This is a genomic window from Chryseobacterium cupriresistens (assembly GCF_046614675.1).
Classification (GTDB): domain Bacteria; phylum Bacteroidota; class Bacteroidia; order Flavobacteriales; family Weeksellaceae; genus Chryseobacterium; species Chryseobacterium cupriresistens.
In genome coordinates this window covers 1-16,389 of the sequence record NZ_JBKKJT010000015.1, presented here as the reverse complement: position 1 = coordinate 16,389, position 16,389 = coordinate 1, and the positions used below count along the sequence as shown (strand labels likewise).

Sequence of the window (16,389 nt, the reverse complement as noted above, 5' to 3'; positions counted from 1 at the left end):
ATTCACACATTTTATGAATAAAAACATTTTTGCAGTAGCTATTGCAGCATTAGGTTTTGTAGTGGGTCTCAGTTTTTTGGGAAATGCTATTAAAAACAGGAATAAATCTGAAAATACCATTTCCGTGACAGGATTAGGAACCAAACAGTTTACATCAGATCTGATCACCTGGTCCGGAAGCTTTTCCAAAAATAATGTGGATCTCAAATCTGCCTACGATGAACTGGCAACAGACAGAAAAGTAATTAATGACTATTTGCTTTCAAAAGGGATACAACAGAAAGAGATCGTATTTTCTTCCGTAGATATTCAGAAACAGTTCAGAAGCTATAATGATTCAAACGGAAACTATGTACAAGGGGAATTCTCCGGTTATAATCTCACCCAAAAAGTTTCTATTGAAAGTAAAGAAGTGGGAAAAATAGAAAACCTCTCCAGAAATATTACCGAAATTATCAACCGTGGCATTGAATTCACTTCTTCTTCACCAGCGTATTTCTACACCAAGCTGGCTACAGTAAAACAGGAAATGATTGCCAGTGCTACAAAAGATGCTAAAGAACGTGCTGAAAAAATTGCAGAAAATTCTGGAAGCAGTCTTGGAAATCTGAAGAAAGCAACAATGGGAGTGATTCAGATTACGGCACCCAACTCCAATGAAGATTATTCTTATGGCGGAACTTTCAATACTTCATCCAAAGAAAAAGAAGCCAGTATTACCATCAAACTGGAGTATGAAGTAAATTAACATAAATTTCAGTAAAAGAAAAACGCCGGAATAGCTTTCCGGCGTTTTATATTTTAAGCATAAATAATTTTATGAATTTCTTTTTTAGCTTCCTCCACATTTTCAGGAGTGTAGTTAGCAAGCAGCCATAAATTCAAGGATTTTTTTCCTTCGCCATAGCTAGGCTGTACATGAGTGGTATCAATCAGGCTGAAATTATTTCTCTGATAAAAAGAATACCGTCTTGAAGCATCTTCGCTCAATTCTGCAGGTTCAATTTCCAGAACAATACTTGGATAATTTTCTGATAAATGATTCATTATATGAGATCCCAGTTTTTTACTTCTGAATGCTTCAAACACTTCAAAATGCTCTACAAAAACAAAAGAACTCAACTTCCACAGGATGAGGTAGCCAATAGCTTCCGATTCGTGGATAACAGACATGAATTCCACATAAGGATTTGAAAATAAACTTTCAAACTGATCTTTATCTCTTTGTTCATCTACAGGAAAAGTGGTAGTATAAGAAGTATAGATTTCCTGAACTCTAGGATCTTCTGCGGAAGTAATCGGTAAAAATTCCATAATTTATAAATCAAAGACACTCGGTCTTCTGGTGATGAAAATATCTTTAATCCAAAGGGTGAATGCGAGTCCCAGATAGATCAGAAAGAAAAATCCAGCTGTAGCGAAAGTAGAATAGATGAAGAAAACTCTCAATTTAGAAACAGGAATTCCCAGCTTGGCTCCCATTCTGGTCAGTACACCAAACCATTCTCTTTCCATTTTATGACGAATATTACTCAGCATTTCCAGATTGTTATTTAAAAGTTTGAATCTATTACTCAAAGTTAAGGAATTTTTTTGACAAAGATTTTGATCGACAAAACTGCCCGGATAAGGTTATTCTTTTAAAAGTTTATAGCCGATGGTGCAGGCTAAACAGTTTTTCGGTTCACAATAGGTTTTATAATGATAAATAAGGCTTTGACTTTCCAACGCATTGGTGACCTTTAATCCATGTTTTTTCCAGCTCGTAATGATGGTGTTTTTCTCTCCGGAAACTGTCTTGTAAAGCGCAATAATTTCATCTGCAATGTCTTCCTTATGATATCTGTGATAAGCATATTGTAAAGGAAGTATGGAATTCAGAATGAGAAGATCAACAAAATCTTGGCTCAGTGTTTTAGGCTGTACTTTGGAAATACTCCCGAAATTAAAATGAAAATCCCAATATTCAGAAGCTTTTACGGAGCTGAAAATAGTGTACAGCTGTTCTGCACTTCTTGCTTCCATGATTTTTGAAAATAAATTCTGCTGCCTGTACAGGCCAGCCAATTGTGACAACCGGATTGTTGGAAAATTAGGTGGTCTCAGTCTTAAAAACTTAGGATGAAATTTTAAATCAGAAATGGAAAATTTTGCCTTAATAAAATCGAATTCTTTTTTCCATATTTTCATCTGCCCGTCCTGTGGTTTGTCAAGCCATCCTGAAATTCCGAATAATAAGGCTTCAAGCTGAAGAGGATTCTGACGTATTTTATTGATAATACTGTAATCTATACTTTCCGCAATCTGCCGGAAAATAGAAGCATTTACTTTTAAACCGAATGAGTAGGCAAAACTGTGAAATAAAACGGCTTCAAAATTATTTTTATATTGATGTAAGCTCTGTTCAAGCTCTGAAGATTTCTCATCCAGTTTTTTCAGGATGCTTTCTTCATGAAAATTGACGGGTAATTTTTTCGGATCAAAAATTTTTTCACAGGCAATAAATTCCTCTCCATCAACCAGTTTTTCATATTTCGAGATGATATTTTCATCAATGTAACTATGCAATTCCAATGTTGGAACTTGCTTTACTGTAAGTTCACGAATTTCTATGTCGTGCTGGAATACCACATGAATAATAATATTCCGGTAATTGGGATCCTGGGAATGATTGTGGAAAATCCAGTCTGAAGAGCGTACATGCAGTTCTATATTTCCTGCGAGAAGTAAGCCGTTGATTTTGATTTGAGCATTAAGAAAATCAGGGCCTGCATTTTTGTTCCATTTTCCAAAATGGATGATCTCAACGGAATTTCCTTCAATATCCTTGAAGTCAAAATTTTTGAAAACCTTATAGTTCCAAAGATATTGAAGTAGTTTTTCCGTCATAAGTGTGACGTAAATATAATAGAAATATTATACTTTCGTCAGCTCCTTATTAAAATTTTCTATGGTTGTTCTATACATTTTCTCATAGATAGGAAGAATGTTTTTCAAATCGAATTTTATTGCCTGATCTTTCGCATTTTGCTTCATTTTGGCTAAAAGTTCATCATTGCTCAACAATTTGATGGTATAGTTGCTCATAGCTTCTACATTTCCGATTTCAGCCAGATATCCGGTTTCCCCCTGAATATTCACCTCAGGAATTCCTCCTGCATTGGAACTGATAACCGGAGTATACGCAGCCATAGCTTCCAAAGCTGCAAGACCGAAACTTTCCTGCTCGGAAGGCAGGAGAAATACATCTGAAAGTTGTAAGATTTTATACAAATCATTTACCTTTCCTAAAAGGCGGATTTTGGAAATAAGCTCAGGATTTTCTTCAAGGAACTGATTTACTTTTTCCATATCAGGGCCTTCACCAATGATAATCAGCTTGGATTTCACTTTTCTTTCCACATTCTTAAAGATCTGCAACACTTCGTCTACACGTTTTACAGGACGAAGGTTGGACACGTGGATCAGGATTTTTTCATCCGGATTGGCAAACTGGGTTCTCTGGCACTCAGAGCAGTCATCAAATTCGGAATTATCAATAAAATTGGTAATCACCTGAATCTCTTTTTTGATATTGAAAAACTGAAGGGTATCTTTTTTCAGACTTTCAGAAACTGAAGTAATAGCATCAGACTGATTGATCGAAAATTCTACTGCGTGTTTATAACTTGGGTGCTGCCCTACAAGGGTAATATCTGTACCGTGTAATGTAGTGACCAACGGAATATCATTATTGTCTTCCTTGAGCATTTGTTTTGCCGTAAAAGCGGCATATGCGTAAGGAATGGCATAATGTGCGTGAAGAAGATCCAGTTTGTAAAGATTAACAACCCTATAAATCATAGAGCTTAACGCAATATCATAAGGCTGATACTGGAAAAGCGGATACGTCTGAACATTGACCCTGTGAAAGAAAATATTCGGGTTGGTGATATCTAATCTTGCAGGAAGTGCAGAACTGATGAAATGTACTTCATAGCCTTTGTTGGCCAAAGACATTCCTAATTCTGTTGCTACAATTCCGCTTCCTCCATAGGTGGGATAGCAAAGTATGCCTATTTTCATTAGATTATTATTGTTTTAATTTTGTATTATTTGGTTTTTGTTGAGGTTGCCATAGGAAGTTCTATACCCATTCCCGGTTTTAACTTGTCGTTAACCAGTACAGGAAGTTTTCCCCATATTTTTGTTTTTCCATTGAAAGCATCCGCAGTTGCATTCATAGAATCATCATTGTTTTCATATGAAACAAGAACGGTTGAAACTTTTGAAATATCAATATCCTTTAATGCATAAGCACTCCCGAATACATTCAGAATGACATTTTGATTTTTGGAAAGATCAGAAAGTACTCTTTTGGATTCTGCTGAAATTTTATAAGGTTTATAAGCCGTAGAATTATCTTTATGGAAACCTACGATAACTGTAGATCCCGCCGGAATAGTTTTAATTTCTCCTGCTTTTTTAATGATAATATTATTTCCCAATCTGTTGGCGAAAGTCTGGTAAGGAGCTTCTTCAAGAGGAACATAATAAATCTGTTTCCCTGTAAGTGGCAGTAATTTCTTTTCGTCTTTTAATAAAGTCAGGGCATTGGAATAAAGATTCTGTACCAATTGGGTGTGAGAATCATTATTTAGATCCTTATTGATATTTTCAGGATTTTTAGGAGTGTATTGGGTAAGCCCAAGAAAATATTTTGTCAACAAGATCTTCTTAACACTTTCTTCCACTCTGGATTGTGGAATTTCTCCCTTATCAATAGCTTTCTGGATCAGTTTTTTACCTTCAGAAACACCTTGAGAGAAAAGCATAATGTCATTTCCCGCTTTAAAGGCCATGGCATCCAGTTCGCCCGGCTGGTATTTATTCGCTACAGCGCCCATATTTAATGCATCTGTAATGATTAAACCTTTATAGCCCAGTTTATCTTTCAGTACTCCTGTAATAATGTTTTTAGAAACAGAGGCCGGAATTCCTTTTTCTGATTCTAAGCTTGGAACATATAAATGAGCAACCATTACACCGCCAATTCCTTTATTCATCAGTGCCTTGAAAGGAGCAAGTTCCACAGCGTCAAGTCTTTCAATACCATGAGGAACTACCGGAAGATCAAGGTGAGAGTCTGTACTGGTATCTCCGTGTCCCGGGAAGTGTTTTATAGCCGCTAAAATATTATTATCCTGAAGACCGTTGGAGTAGGATAGGGCTGATGTGATGACATTATTCACATCAGATCCGAAACTTCTGTTTCCTATAATCGGATTATCAGGATTGGTGTTGACATCTACTACAGGCGCGAAATCCCAGTTGATCCCCATTCTTTTGCAATCCTCTGCAATTTTTGCGGCCATCTGATACACAAGATTTTTATCCTGGATAGCGCCTAATGTCATGGCCCATGGAAATTTGTGGGCAGTAGCAATTCGCTGATAGAGCCCCCATTCTGCATCCATCCCGATCATCAAAGGAACTTTAGACTTTTGCTGAAATTCATTCACCAGGTTAATTTCTCTTGCTGCATCATCCTGCATTAAAATCAGACCGCCTATTTTATCATTCGTAACGATATTTCTTACCTGGCTGATATACTCTTCCCCTCTGTTGGTATACAATGCCACAATAAAAAGCTGTCCTAGTTTTTCATCCTGAGAAAGATTTTTATATGTTTTATCAACCCATTGCTGTGCTTTTTTTACATCTTCCTTGGAAGCATTTTTTGGCTGATACTGAGCTTTCACTTTAGGGCTTATCAATGCGGCAATAAAGAGTGAAGTATACAATAATTTCTTCATAACTTTTTTGAATAAGAACAAAAATACAATTAAAAAAGTGAGGAAAACAAAGTTTTTGAGATTTTTGGTATATGATTTGAATACGCAATATAAATAATAACTAAACTTTACTAAAAATGAAAAAAATACTTCTTTTCTTATTCCTGGGGGCTGTAGGTTTTACTGCTTATAGCTGTGATAATAGTGATGATGTTGTGGTACAAGGTCAGGATAATGATACGTATTCAACAGCATATGATATTATTCCGAAATTTAATAAACAAGATAGCTATACATATCATTTTGATGATGCATTTAAAAGTCCATTACTTGAATCTGATGTAGTTCTGATTTATTTACAGACAGGTCTTACCAATAATAATTCTCCAATCTGGAAATTACTTACCTATACAGAATATCCTAATAATGGTGCTGATAAAGTTGAATACTCATACGATTTCAGTAAGTTTGATATAGGAATTGATGTGAGATCAACTACTGGAGTTAACCTTGATAATAATCCAGTATACTACACGAACAAAAAATTCAGAGTTGTCATTGTTCCTGCAAAAACAGGTACATCTAAGAGTGAAGCAGCTGCTGCAGTTGATTATTCAGACTACAATAGCGTAATTAAGTATTACAATATTGATGAGTCTAAAATCAAGACTAGATAATTTAGAAATATCTTTTCAGTTTTTTATAATTAAAAAAGTCCCGGGAGAACATCTTCCGGGGCTTTTGATTTTTTTATAATAATTGGGTTAGCAACCTCCTCTAAAACCACATGGTAGATCTGGGTCTGGCGTAGTAACTCTAGGTGGTACTACATGAGTTGGATCAAATGGTTTTTTTATTATTTTTACATTTCTAATGTCAATTGTATATGCACTCTCAGGAACATGATTGGCAGGCCTTTCACCTGATTGTTCGGGTAAATAATATATGATAAGGCTATTCTTAGGTGCTGTTGTAGAAAAATAAAAAGTGTAGGTTTTGTCCTCACGATTCCATTCGGTTGTTTTTTCCGTCTTTTGTGTTTTATAGTAGTTAGCAGCAACAACTTTTCGTCCAACATTCGGCCTCTCAGCGCAGGGATCATTTCCAGGTATTTGTGGTGAGTCTGATAATTCCAAGGCTAAAGTTGGAACTGCTTCACTTTTATCAATATTAAATAAGTCGTCATCTAATCTGTTTTCTCGATTGTTATTTTTAGTAACATATATGTAATCTGATATGTTAGAAGTTATAATAATTTCATATGTTTTATTCTCTTCAAAATATTGTTCTATCGAAATTGCATTTGAAATTGGGTCGTCTACTATGGTTGCATCTCCTCTTGTTGAAATAACTGTTTTACTGCGATTTTCTGCTTTTAGCATAACACCATGCCAATACAAATAGCCTGAGTAGTTAGGAACTCGACGTGGCTTTCCATAGCCCCTAACTAAATATCCATTTTGTTCTATTGGATTTGGTCCATAACATTTTGTTGAAGTAAAATAACTCCCTTGTGGACTTATTAAATCTGTAAAAGAGCATCCCCCATTTTCGTTTATGACACCAGTAGTAAAAGATAAATCCATTATAACTGATTCGGTAGCATTCTTAGCTAACATATTTTTAGATATCAATGAAAGCTCAGTAGTATTTTTAGGAAGTGAGTTTTCATCTTGAGAATAAAGTATATCATTGCTATTTGCACAGCCAATGAAAAAAAGTGAAGAAATGATAAATAGTGTTTTTTTCATAAAATTATAATTTCATCGCAAAGATAAAACTTTATAAAAAATACACTAATTGGTGAAATGTTATAGAAATAGAATGTTCTATTAATTTCAGTAATTAAAAAGCTCCAAAAAAATATATTTCTTGGAGCTTTTTATTATATCTTTTGGAAAATTAATTATCATTGTCATCCAGAAGATGTCCAAAGAAGTCTTTTTTGGTTTGCAGATAACCTTTGCTTATTTCATTGGCAGGAATCTGTAGCGGTACTCTTGAATTAAGGTGAATATTGCTGTCTACCACATATTTTACCTTTTCAGGATTATTGGTGAGAAGGTTGATATCTTTTACATCCAATAGATTCAGGATTTCAATGGCTACGCCAAAGTTTCTGTCATCTGCAGGAAGTCCCAGTTCAAGATTAGCCTGTACAGTGTCCAGACCTTTTTCCTGCAGGGAGTATGCCTTCAGTTTATTGATGATCCCGATGTTTCTTCCTTCCTGGCGAAGGTAGATGATAATCCCACCGTTTTCATGGATATATTTCATTGCAGCATCCAATTGTTGGCCGCATTCACATTTTTTTGAATGGAAAACTTCTCCAGTAATACATTCTGAATGGAAACGAACATTGACCGGTTTTGAAAAATCTGTATTTTCAGCAACGATGGCCATATGCGGCATCCAGTCGTTTTCGTTTTCGGAGAAAGCGATCATTCGGAAAGTGCCGTGCTCTGTGGGAACATTGGCTTCCGCCTGAATTTTAATCATTGATAGTTCAATTAGTTTTTAACTTCCTGGCAAAGTATCTTCAATAACAGAAATATTGGTTTTTAAACGTACCAGATATCTGTTAAGAACTTCATCGTCGTCTCTGTCAAGATTCTGCCTTAGCTTTTGAATTTTTTTGTATGATTTTTCGAAGCTTTTAAGGGCTCTGCTTTTTCCGGCAGAATTGCTGGCATCAATAGCATATAAATAATTCTGCAGACTGTATTTCAAACTGGTAATCTCATCATTTAATCCGTTGTTTTTAAACTTAGGAAAAGTGGAGATCATATTTGAAATTTCAGAAGCATTGACATTCTGTTTGATATTGATATTAAAATTCTTCTTAGAGCTTCTGTCTGAATCAGACCCTTTAGCATCACTGTAAAAATTATTTGACAACGGAGAAAGATTAAGCTTCTCCGATGCGCAGGAAGATGTTAATATGATAAGTACTCCAAAGAAAAATAGTCGTTTCATTTTTGTTGCCCTTTTTGATAAAGGATTGGGTTAAGACTTTCATCGTTGTACATTTTCATTTGTTTGTACACTTTCATCTTAACGTTACCGTTCTCAATATCAGCAAGCAACTGATCTATAGAAGTTGATAGGTCTTCTTTCTGAGTAAGCAGAACGTCCAGTTTAGCCTGGCAGTTATTTCTGTGTTCCTCAGAAGCGGATTCTCTATTAGCTTCTAACGACATATGATAAACCTTTAATGCAAGAATTGATAGCCTGTCTACTGCCCAAGCGGGAGTTTCTGTATTTATTTTTGCTTCAGGTTTAGGAGTTATATTTTCAAACTTATTAAGAAACCAGCCATCAATATACTCTACCAAATCAGTTCTTTTTTGATTGGAAGCGTCTATTGTTCTCTTCAGTTGAAGAGCTTCAGCCGGATCAATATTTTCATCTCTAATTATATCTTCCAAATGCCATTGAACGGTATCAATCCAGTTCTTTGCATACAAAATCCGTTCCAAACTATCTTTTTCGAACGGGTTATTAATTAGAGTGTTAACGTCATCAGACACGTGATAGTCTTCAATAGCTTGATTGAAGACTTTCCATGCAGTCTCAGTAAATTTCATTAATTCTAAGGAATTTTAGTTGCTGGAAGAATTGTTATTGTTGGAAGCCGATTTGTTTTCAGAACCTGGTTTGTCTTCTTCTTTTACTGCATCTTTAAATTCCTTGATTCCTGAACCAACTCCTCTCATTAATTCAGGGATTTTCTTTCCTCCGAAAAGTAATACCAAAAGTATTGCTACGATAAGGATGTGCTGCCAAGATAAGGCAAGTATTGTTAGTGTATTCATCTCTTAAAATTTTTGCAAAGTTACACTTTTTTTAATATGAAATCCAACCTAATGGATCAACTGGTGTACTTCCGTTCCATACTTGGAAATCAAGCGTATAAGCACCATCAAAATCCTGAGCTATCGTACCTACCGGAGTTCCTGATGAAACCTGTTGCCCTTTGGAAACACTTACATTTCCTAAGTTGGAATAAATGGTAAAATAACTTCCGTGTTTGATGATAACGGTCTTGGTTCCGTCATTATTAGCCAGTACCGAAGATACTGATCCCGGGAACACCGATTTTGCACGTGCACCTGAAGGAACAGAAATTTTGATCCCGTTGTTTTCTTCAGTAATATTTTTGAAAACCGGGTGTGGCTGTCTTCCGAAACGGTGAGTGATTTGTCCGGCTCTGTCTGCAGGATAGCCTAATCTACCTCTGTTATCTGCAAAACTGCTTCCTGTAGCGGTGGAAACTCCGTAGCTTGTCATGGCTTTGGTCTCTGCTGCCCTTTTCTCTTCTTCTTTTCTTTTTGTAAGCGCTGCTTCTGCTGCTCTTGCGGCAGCTAATTTATCTGCAGCTTCTTTAGCTCTTGCATTGGCTTCGTCTGAAGCTTTTTTAGCAGCTACTCTTCTGGCTTCATCTCTTGCGTTAGCTTCGGCTCTCGCGGCATCTTCATTACGCTTCCTTTCTTCTTCAGCTCTTTTTGCAGCAAGTTCCGCAGCTCTCTTGGCTTCTGCTTCTGCAAGTCTTCTTTCTCTTTCAAGGGCTTCTGCTCTTGCTTTCGCTTCCGCTTCGATTCTTGCTTTTTCTCTTTCAGCAGCCAGTTTTGCCAAACGTATTTTTTCTGCTTCTGCCTTTCTTCTGGCTTCTTCTTCAGCTTTTGCAATTCTGATCTCTTCTGCAATAATAGCTCTGATTTGTCCTTCCAATGCTTTAGACTGAACTTGTTTTTGCTTAAGTTCAGCAGTCAGCTTGGATTCGTTTTTCTTGAATTCAGCTACCAACTGTTCTTTTTGAGCTCTTTCAGCATTGATGGTTGCCAGGTCTTTCTGCTGGTTAATCAAAAGGGATTCTTTCGCTTTTACAGAATTTTGCTTTTGGGCAATGGTCTTTTTGATGAGATTGGCAGCATCTGTGATTTCAGCTGCTTTTTTATCCTGATAGTCTGAGTATTGTTTCAGATACTGAACTCTTCGTATGGCTTCTCCTAAATTTTTAGCAGAAAGAATAAAAGTTACTTTGTTCTGTACTCCTTTGTTTTTATAAGCATTCACCAAAACTTCAGCATAGTTTTTTCTTAAAACTGCCAGTTCTTTATTCTGACGGTTGATTTCCAGCTGACGTAAATAAATATCATCCTCAATGAATCTTTTTTCTTTCTGCGTATTATTGTAAACCTTTTCTCTTAACACCAGTTTTTGGTTGACACTGGAAAGGTAGGCTACGGAAAGTTTAGATTCACTTCTGGTTTTGGCTAAATCGGTATTTATTTGTGCAATTTGTTTTTTAAGTTCGGCATTCTGCTTCTGCAGCTGTTCTTTGGTCTGCTGTCCCTGGTGCAGTCCGAACATCAAAACACCTATTAAAAAGCTAAATTTTCTAATCATTTAATCTCAATTTTCTTATAACTGGATGGTACAGAATAAGGTGTTTCCATCCTCGAAAAGTCAAATTTCGTGTTTTCCAGTAAAATCTGACTAGATTTTGAGCCTTTTATAATTATTTTAACATTTTTCGGAAGGCGTATTCCTTCGTATTCATCCCAGTCACTATAAGAAACATCGAGTTCGTCTGATGAAAGAATATCTTTTAAATTCACGGCTAACAAATCGTAATTGGTGTCGTATTGGAGAGCCACCTTATACTCCCTGTTTTTTTCATCCGTTACGATTTTCTGATTGGTATTGGAAACCATTTTAAAACCCTGAGCATTTTGAGTGAGATCAAACTGTCTGTCGTTGATTTTTACAAAAGTTCTCCCCAGTAAGATCTTTTCCAATGATTTATAATCAATAAAATTAACGTTCAGAAGATTGTTAAGGTAGTCAAAATCGGAATCTATATAAGTTTTATTGATCTTATCCTGTCCTTTTATTCCTTCCGGTGTAGCGATACCTCTTGCTGCATTGATGAACAAAGCTCTCAGATTCATCCACACCTTTTTATCATTTTCAATATAGATGGTTGCGTCCAGTGTAGGAACATAGCTTCTTGTTTCTACTCTTACTTTGCTGTCTATTTTGATTTGTTCAAATTTGGGTGGGATCAATACATGTTCATAAAACGTGAGTTTGTCTCTCACCGGTTCATTAACATCTTTTGGATTTCCATTATCTATATTTTTTGTACCATTAATGCTATCCCGTGTATGATCAGTATCACTTTGGGCAGTATTACGGGTCTTACAGGATGATAAGGCAAGAAGCAATAAAAGAAATGGGATCCAGTTTTTCATGTATTTATCTTTTAATTAAAAAATACGTTGCAATATTAACGCCAAACCACACAAAACATTTTGTGTGGCCTGATGATATGATGTTTAAGTTAAATATTTCCTATCCTTATTTAGATAAAAAATCTAACACGGAATAATCACCTAAAGATATTTCTCTGGCAACCCCAAAATACTGTGCGGAATTACCGATCATAGAATTTGAAAGGTTCCCGTGATTAATTCTTGTGTTTTCCTGAATCAGGGAGTTTTCAATATTAGAATTCACAACAGTTGTGTTGTTTCCTAAAGAAACGCCAGGTCCTACTTTTGAATTGGAGATTTTTACATTTTCTCCAATAAAGCAAGGCTGAATAATCAAAGAATTTTCAATCACAGCGGAAGCAGGATAGTGAGTCATTGCTTCTCTTTCATATTCAAGGATTTTGCTGTTGGTCTCTACTGTAGCATTTTTGTTACCGCAATCCATCCAGTCGTTTACTTTTCCAAGGGTAAACTTGGCACCTTTAGCTCTGAGGTTTTCAAGAGCGGTTGTTAATTGGTATTCGCCGCCGTTTTTAATATCATTATCCATGATATAATTGATTTCTTCCATGAGCTTTTCAGCACTGTTGAAATAATAGATACCAATGATAGCAAGATCTGAAACGTAAGTCGTTGGTTTTTCAACAAAGTCGGTAATAAAACCGTAATTATCCAGTTTTACGACTCCGAACGCTGATGGATCTTCAACACTTTTCACCCAGATTACACCGTCAGAATTTTTGTCCAACTGGAAATCTGCACGGAAAAGAGTATCTGCAAAGGCAATAACGATATCTCCCTGCATAGATTGTTCCGCACATTTGATGGCGTGAGCAGTTCCAAGAGGATCGTTCTGATAATATATACTTCCTTTTGCTCCCAGCTTTTCAGCAATCTGAATAAGGGATCTTTCGATCTCAGGGCCAAAATCTCCGATGATAAAAGCTACCTCTTCAATGTTTTCTCCTGCAACTTTAGCAATATCTTCCACTAATCTCTGTACGATAGGTTTTCCTGCAATAGGAATAAGAGGTTTTGGAACTGTCAGTGTATGTGGACGTAATCTGGAACCACGTCCAGCCATAGGGACAATAATTTTCATAAATTATATGTATAAAAGATGTTTTATTAGTTGTTTTTGATATTTAGGTTAAAGATAATAATTAAAACCTTTAAGGGATTATGATTTATATCTTTTTAAATAATTGTTTAAATTAACAACAGGTTTGTTTACAAGCAAAATAAAGACCAAAGTTTAAGATCTTTTTATGATTTTGGATACTATTGCTTTTTCTTTGAATACTATCAAAGCCAGGAATAAGATAAGGAATAGATTACCTACCAGATAATTAGTTCTGAAATAATAGAAAGAAACCAATGAACAAACAATGGTAAATCCCAGATAAATCATTATTTTACCTATATTATAATGAATAGGATACTGCCTTTGTCCCCATACATAGGAAATGATCATCATAGACATGAATGTAATCAGTGCTGCTATGGCACTTGCCCAATATCCATATTGAGGAATGAACAGGAAGTTGATAAGAATGGTGATGCAAGCTCCTATAACAGAAATATATAAGCCAACCCTTGTCTGGTCTGATAACTTATACCATATAGAAAGATTAAGGTAGATTCCCAGAAACAGAGCTCCAAGCATGATAAATGGAATGATTTCAATTCCCTCATAGTAGAGGGGGTTTCTTAAATATTTTTCAGAAATCCATTGAAGATTTACCATAAGTCCCATATAAATGATGCAGCTGCATACCACAAAAATATCCATCAATACGGCATAGGTCTTGTGAGAATCCTTGTTCTTGAAACTTGAAAAAAAGTAAGGTTCAATACCCAATTGATAGGCTTGTCTGAACACAGTAATAAAGGTAGCAATCTTGTAAACTGCTCCATATACTCCAATCTGATGACGGGCTTCTTCTTCAGGAAGGAGGTATTTTAAGAATTGTCGGTCTAATGTCTGATTTACAATACCAGCCAGTCCTGCAATCATTACCGGCCAGGAATAGTTCATAATTCTTTTCCACAGTCCGAAATCAAATTTGGATATACTGAAGCTGAAGAATTCTTTTCCTATAATCAAAAGGGTGATAATACTTTGGATGAGATTGGCAACGAAAACATATCCGACTCCGAAGTCAGGATTATATTTTAACCCAAGTACTCCCTCAGGATGTTTAGGAAGCCATCTGATGAAGAATAAAACCAGTAAAAAGTAAACCAGGGAGCCGGCTACCTTGGAAAGCATATATTTGAAGGGTTTTCCTTGTAACCTCAATATAGCAGATGGGATGGTGGAAAATGCATCCAATGAGAGAATAAATAAGAATATGATTAGAAAATTGACCTGATCAGGAGTTTCAAAAGCTTCAGCAAGCTGAAATCTGAATACATATCCCAGAATAAGGTAAATTAACCCCATACTGATGATACTCATTGAGCAGGTTGAAATCAATGTTTTTTTGTCAATGTTATCCTCTTGTGCAAATCGGAAGAAAGAAGTTTCCATGCCATGTGTAAGCAATACCGTAATTACACCTGCAATGGAATACCAGTCTACAAACGGTGACGAAGCAGCTGGTCCGAAAGCCTTTGTAACGATGGGTGCAATGATAAATGGAAAAATACGGACTAATACGGAGCTAAGTCCATATACCGCTGTCTGTCCTAATAGTTTCTTATACAAAGTCGAATTTTTTTTTGCAAATGTAAAACTTTAAGCATTCGTTTTGCGATTTTGGGGTGAATTAAAACTTAAAATCTTAATTTTACAGCGAAATAAATTGAAATGAAAGTTCTTATAAAAAATGTAAATATCGTCAACGAAGGAAAAGTCTTTGAAAGCGATATCCTGATAGAAAATGATTTAATCTCTAAAATAGCTGCCGGCATTTCTGAAGACGCGGATCAGATTATTGATGGTTCAGGTAAATATCTTCTTCCCGGGGTAATAGATGATCAGGTGCATTTCCGTGAGCCTGGACTTACTCATAAAGGCGATATTGAGAGCGAGTCAAGAGCAGCCATTGCCGGAGGGATCACCAGTTTTATTGATCAGCCGAATACTGTTCCAAACGCTGTTACCCAGGAGCTATTGGCAGACAAGTATGAGATTGCTTCCCAAAAAGCATATGCCAACTATGGTTTTATGATGGGAGGAACGAATGATAATCTTGAGGAAGTTTTGAAAACGAACCCTAGAAATGTTCCGGGAATCAAGTTATTTTTAGGATCATCTACAGGAAATATGCTGGTTGATAATCCTGAAACTCTGGAAAACATTTTCAGTAATACCAAAATGCTGATTGCTGTGCACTGTGAGGATGAGGCTACCATCAGAGCCAATACTCAGAAATATATGGATGAATATGGAGATGATATTCCTGTAAAATTCCACCACCTGATCAGAAGTGAAGAGGCATGTTATAAATCTTCATCCAAGGCGATAGAGCTTGCGAAAAAAACAGGGGCGAGACTTCATGTTTTCCACCTTTCAACAGCAAAGGAAATGGAACTTTTCCGAAATGATATTCCTCTAAAAGACAAAAAAATCACTGCTGAGGTATGTGTTCATCATCTTACATTTACCAATGAGGATTATGAAACAAGAGGAGGCCTCATCAAATGGAATCCTGCTGTAAAAACCCAAAAAGATAAAGATGCCCTTTGGGAAGCATTACTGGACGACAGAATAGATGTGATTGCTACAGACCACGCTCCGCATACGGCAGAAGAGAAGAATAATGTATATACAAAATGTCCGTCTGGTGCACCTTTGGTACAGCATTCATTGATTGTAATGCTTGAAAACTATAAAAACGGTAAAATATCCCTTGAGAAAATCGTTGAAAAGATGGCTCATAATCCTGCGATTCTTTTCAAAGTTGAAAAAAGAGGTTTTGTAAGAGAAGGATATAAAGCAGATCTTGTTTTGGTAGATTTAAATCAGGATTGGACGGTTTCCAAAGACAATCTACTCTACAAGTGTGGCTGGAGCCCACTGGAAGGGATGAATTTTCACTCTAAGGTTACCCATACTTTTGTCAATGGTCATTTGGTGTATAACAATGGTACAATTGCAGAAGAGAAATTTGGAGAGAGATTACTTTTTGAACCTAGAGATTAATCTGAGATTATTATAATTCAATAGGAGCGGACTTTAGCCCGCTCACTTTATATTTAACCTTCCATTGGCTTTAGATTCTGTGTTAACTTCCAAATATTTTTTATACATTTATATTTATAAAAGCGACCTTGAGTTAGCTTGCGTAGGGTGAACGTCTTTGATTTTTACCCTACTTTCTTCAAAATCT

General features: G+C 36.0%; 17 protein-coding genes. 3 read left to right on the top strand and 14 right to left on the bottom strand.

The genetic code is table 11. The features are described from left to right. Positions 1-13: 13 nt before the first annotated feature. Positions 14-748: an SIMPL domain-containing protein gene (locus ACLI50_RS22395; RefSeq protein ID WP_202840419.1), complete on the top strand. Its 735-nt coding sequence runs from the start codon at positions 14-16 to the stop codon at positions 746-748. Positions 749-801: 53 nt separating this feature from the next. On the opposite strand, the gene ACLI50_RS22390 is transcribed toward ACLI50_RS22395, so the two are convergent. The 5 genes from ACLI50_RS22390 to ACLI50_RS22370 form a co-directional block, all read right to left on the bottom strand. Continuing rightward, positions 802-1,314 (bottom strand): GNAT family N-acetyltransferase, encoded by a 513-nt coding sequence (locus ACLI50_RS22390; RefSeq protein ID WP_343643766.1) that lies wholly within the window; start codon positions 1,312-1,314, stop codon positions 802-804. Between the two features lie 3 nt (positions 1,315-1,317). Beyond that, positions 1,318-1,539: a PspC family transcriptional regulator gene (locus ACLI50_RS22385; RefSeq protein ID WP_002981826.1), complete on the bottom strand. Its 222-nt coding sequence runs from the start codon at positions 1,537-1,539 to the stop codon at positions 1,318-1,320. Between the two features lie 93 nt (positions 1,540-1,632). Further along, positions 1,633-2,889, bottom strand: a complete 1,257-nt coding sequence (locus ACLI50_RS22380) for a DUF2851 family protein (protein WP_343643768.1) — start codon at positions 2,887-2,889, stop codon at positions 1,633-1,635. A 27-nt stretch (positions 2,890-2,916) separates the two neighbouring features. Beyond that, positions 2,917-4,065, bottom strand: a complete 1,149-nt coding sequence (gene bshA, locus ACLI50_RS22375) for an N-acetyl-alpha-D-glucosaminyl L-malate synthase BshA (RefSeq protein WP_079240311.1) — start codon at positions 4,063-4,065, stop codon at positions 2,917-2,919. A gap of 26 nt (positions 4,066-4,091) precedes the next feature. Then, entirely contained in the window at positions 4,092-5,795 is a 1,704-nt protein-coding gene (locus tag ACLI50_RS22370; protein WP_411414664.1) for a glycoside hydrolase family 3 protein, read from the bottom strand. Between the two features lie 116 nt (positions 5,796-5,911). On the opposite strand from ACLI50_RS22370, the gene ACLI50_RS22365 reads away from it, so the two are divergent. Beyond that, the gene (locus ACLI50_RS22365) at positions 5,912-6,451 is read left to right on the top strand and encodes a hypothetical protein (protein ID WP_306597298.1); all 540 of its coding nucleotides are present in this window, start codon (positions 5,912-5,914) and stop codon (positions 6,449-6,451) included. Positions 6,452-6,538: 87 nt separating this feature from the next. Here ACLI50_RS22365 and ACLI50_RS22360 read toward each other — a convergent pair whose 3' ends face one another. The 9 genes from ACLI50_RS22360 to ACLI50_RS22320 form a co-directional block, all read right to left on the bottom strand. After that, a complete protein-coding gene (locus ACLI50_RS22360) occupies positions 6,539-7,525 on the bottom strand; it encodes a Brix domain-containing protein (RefSeq protein ID WP_411414663.1) in 987 nt (328 codons plus the stop codon). Positions 7,526-7,676: 151 nt separating this feature from the next. After that, a complete protein-coding gene (gene ribA, locus ACLI50_RS22355; RefSeq protein ID WP_034695719.1) occupies positions 7,677-8,273 on the bottom strand; it encodes a GTP cyclohydrolase II in 597 nt (198 codons plus the stop codon). 18 nt (positions 8,274-8,291) lie between these two features. After that, positions 8,292-8,750, bottom strand: coding sequence for a hypothetical protein (locus ACLI50_RS22350; protein WP_062672271.1), 459 nt, complete (start codon positions 8,748-8,750; stop codon positions 8,292-8,294). After that, the gene (locus ACLI50_RS22345) at positions 8,747-9,361 is read right to left on the bottom strand and encodes a DUF4254 domain-containing protein (protein ID WP_002981819.1); all 615 of its coding nucleotides are present in this window, start codon (positions 9,359-9,361) and stop codon (positions 8,747-8,749) included. The genes ACLI50_RS22350 and ACLI50_RS22345 overlap by 4 nt, the downstream gene beginning before the upstream one ends. 15 nt (positions 9,362-9,376) lie before the next feature. After that, a complete protein-coding gene (locus ACLI50_RS22340) occupies positions 9,377-9,589 on the bottom strand; it encodes a twin-arginine translocase TatA/TatE family subunit (protein ID WP_076596910.1) in 213 nt (70 codons plus the stop codon). A 31-nt stretch (positions 9,590-9,620) separates the two neighbouring features. Beyond that, on the bottom strand, positions 9,621-11,183 hold the full coding sequence (locus ACLI50_RS22335) for a peptidoglycan DD-metalloendopeptidase family protein (protein ID WP_343641098.1): 1,563 nt from the start codon (positions 11,181-11,183) through the stop codon (positions 9,621-9,623). Beyond that, a complete protein-coding gene (gene lolB1, locus ACLI50_RS22330; protein ID WP_411414662.1) occupies positions 11,180-12,031 on the bottom strand; it encodes a lipoprotein insertase outer membrane protein LolB1 in 852 nt (283 codons plus the stop codon). The genes ACLI50_RS22335 and lolB1 overlap by 4 nt, the downstream gene beginning before the upstream one ends. 106 nt (positions 12,032-12,137) lie before the next feature. Beyond that, the gene (locus ACLI50_RS22325; protein ID WP_110010644.1) at positions 12,138-13,154 is read right to left on the bottom strand and encodes a sugar phosphate nucleotidyltransferase; all 1,017 of its coding nucleotides are present in this window, start codon (positions 13,152-13,154) and stop codon (positions 12,138-12,140) included. A gap of 153 nt (positions 13,155-13,307) precedes the next feature. After that, positions 13,308-14,762 carry a lipopolysaccharide biosynthesis protein gene (locus ACLI50_RS22320; RefSeq protein ID WP_411414661.1) on the bottom strand — a complete coding sequence of 485 codons (1,455 nt, stop codon included), beginning with the start codon at positions 14,760-14,762 and terminating at the stop codon, positions 13,308-13,310. 102 nt (positions 14,763-14,864) lie between these two features. Here ACLI50_RS22320 and ACLI50_RS22315 point away from each other — a divergent pair, with 102 nt between their 5' ends. Further along, positions 14,865-16,202 carry a dihydroorotase gene (locus ACLI50_RS22315; protein ID WP_343641105.1) on the top strand — a complete coding sequence of 446 codons (1,338 nt, stop codon included), beginning with the start codon at positions 14,865-14,867 and terminating at the stop codon, positions 16,200-16,202. The last annotated feature ends 187 nt before the right edge of the window (positions 16,203-16,389 follow it).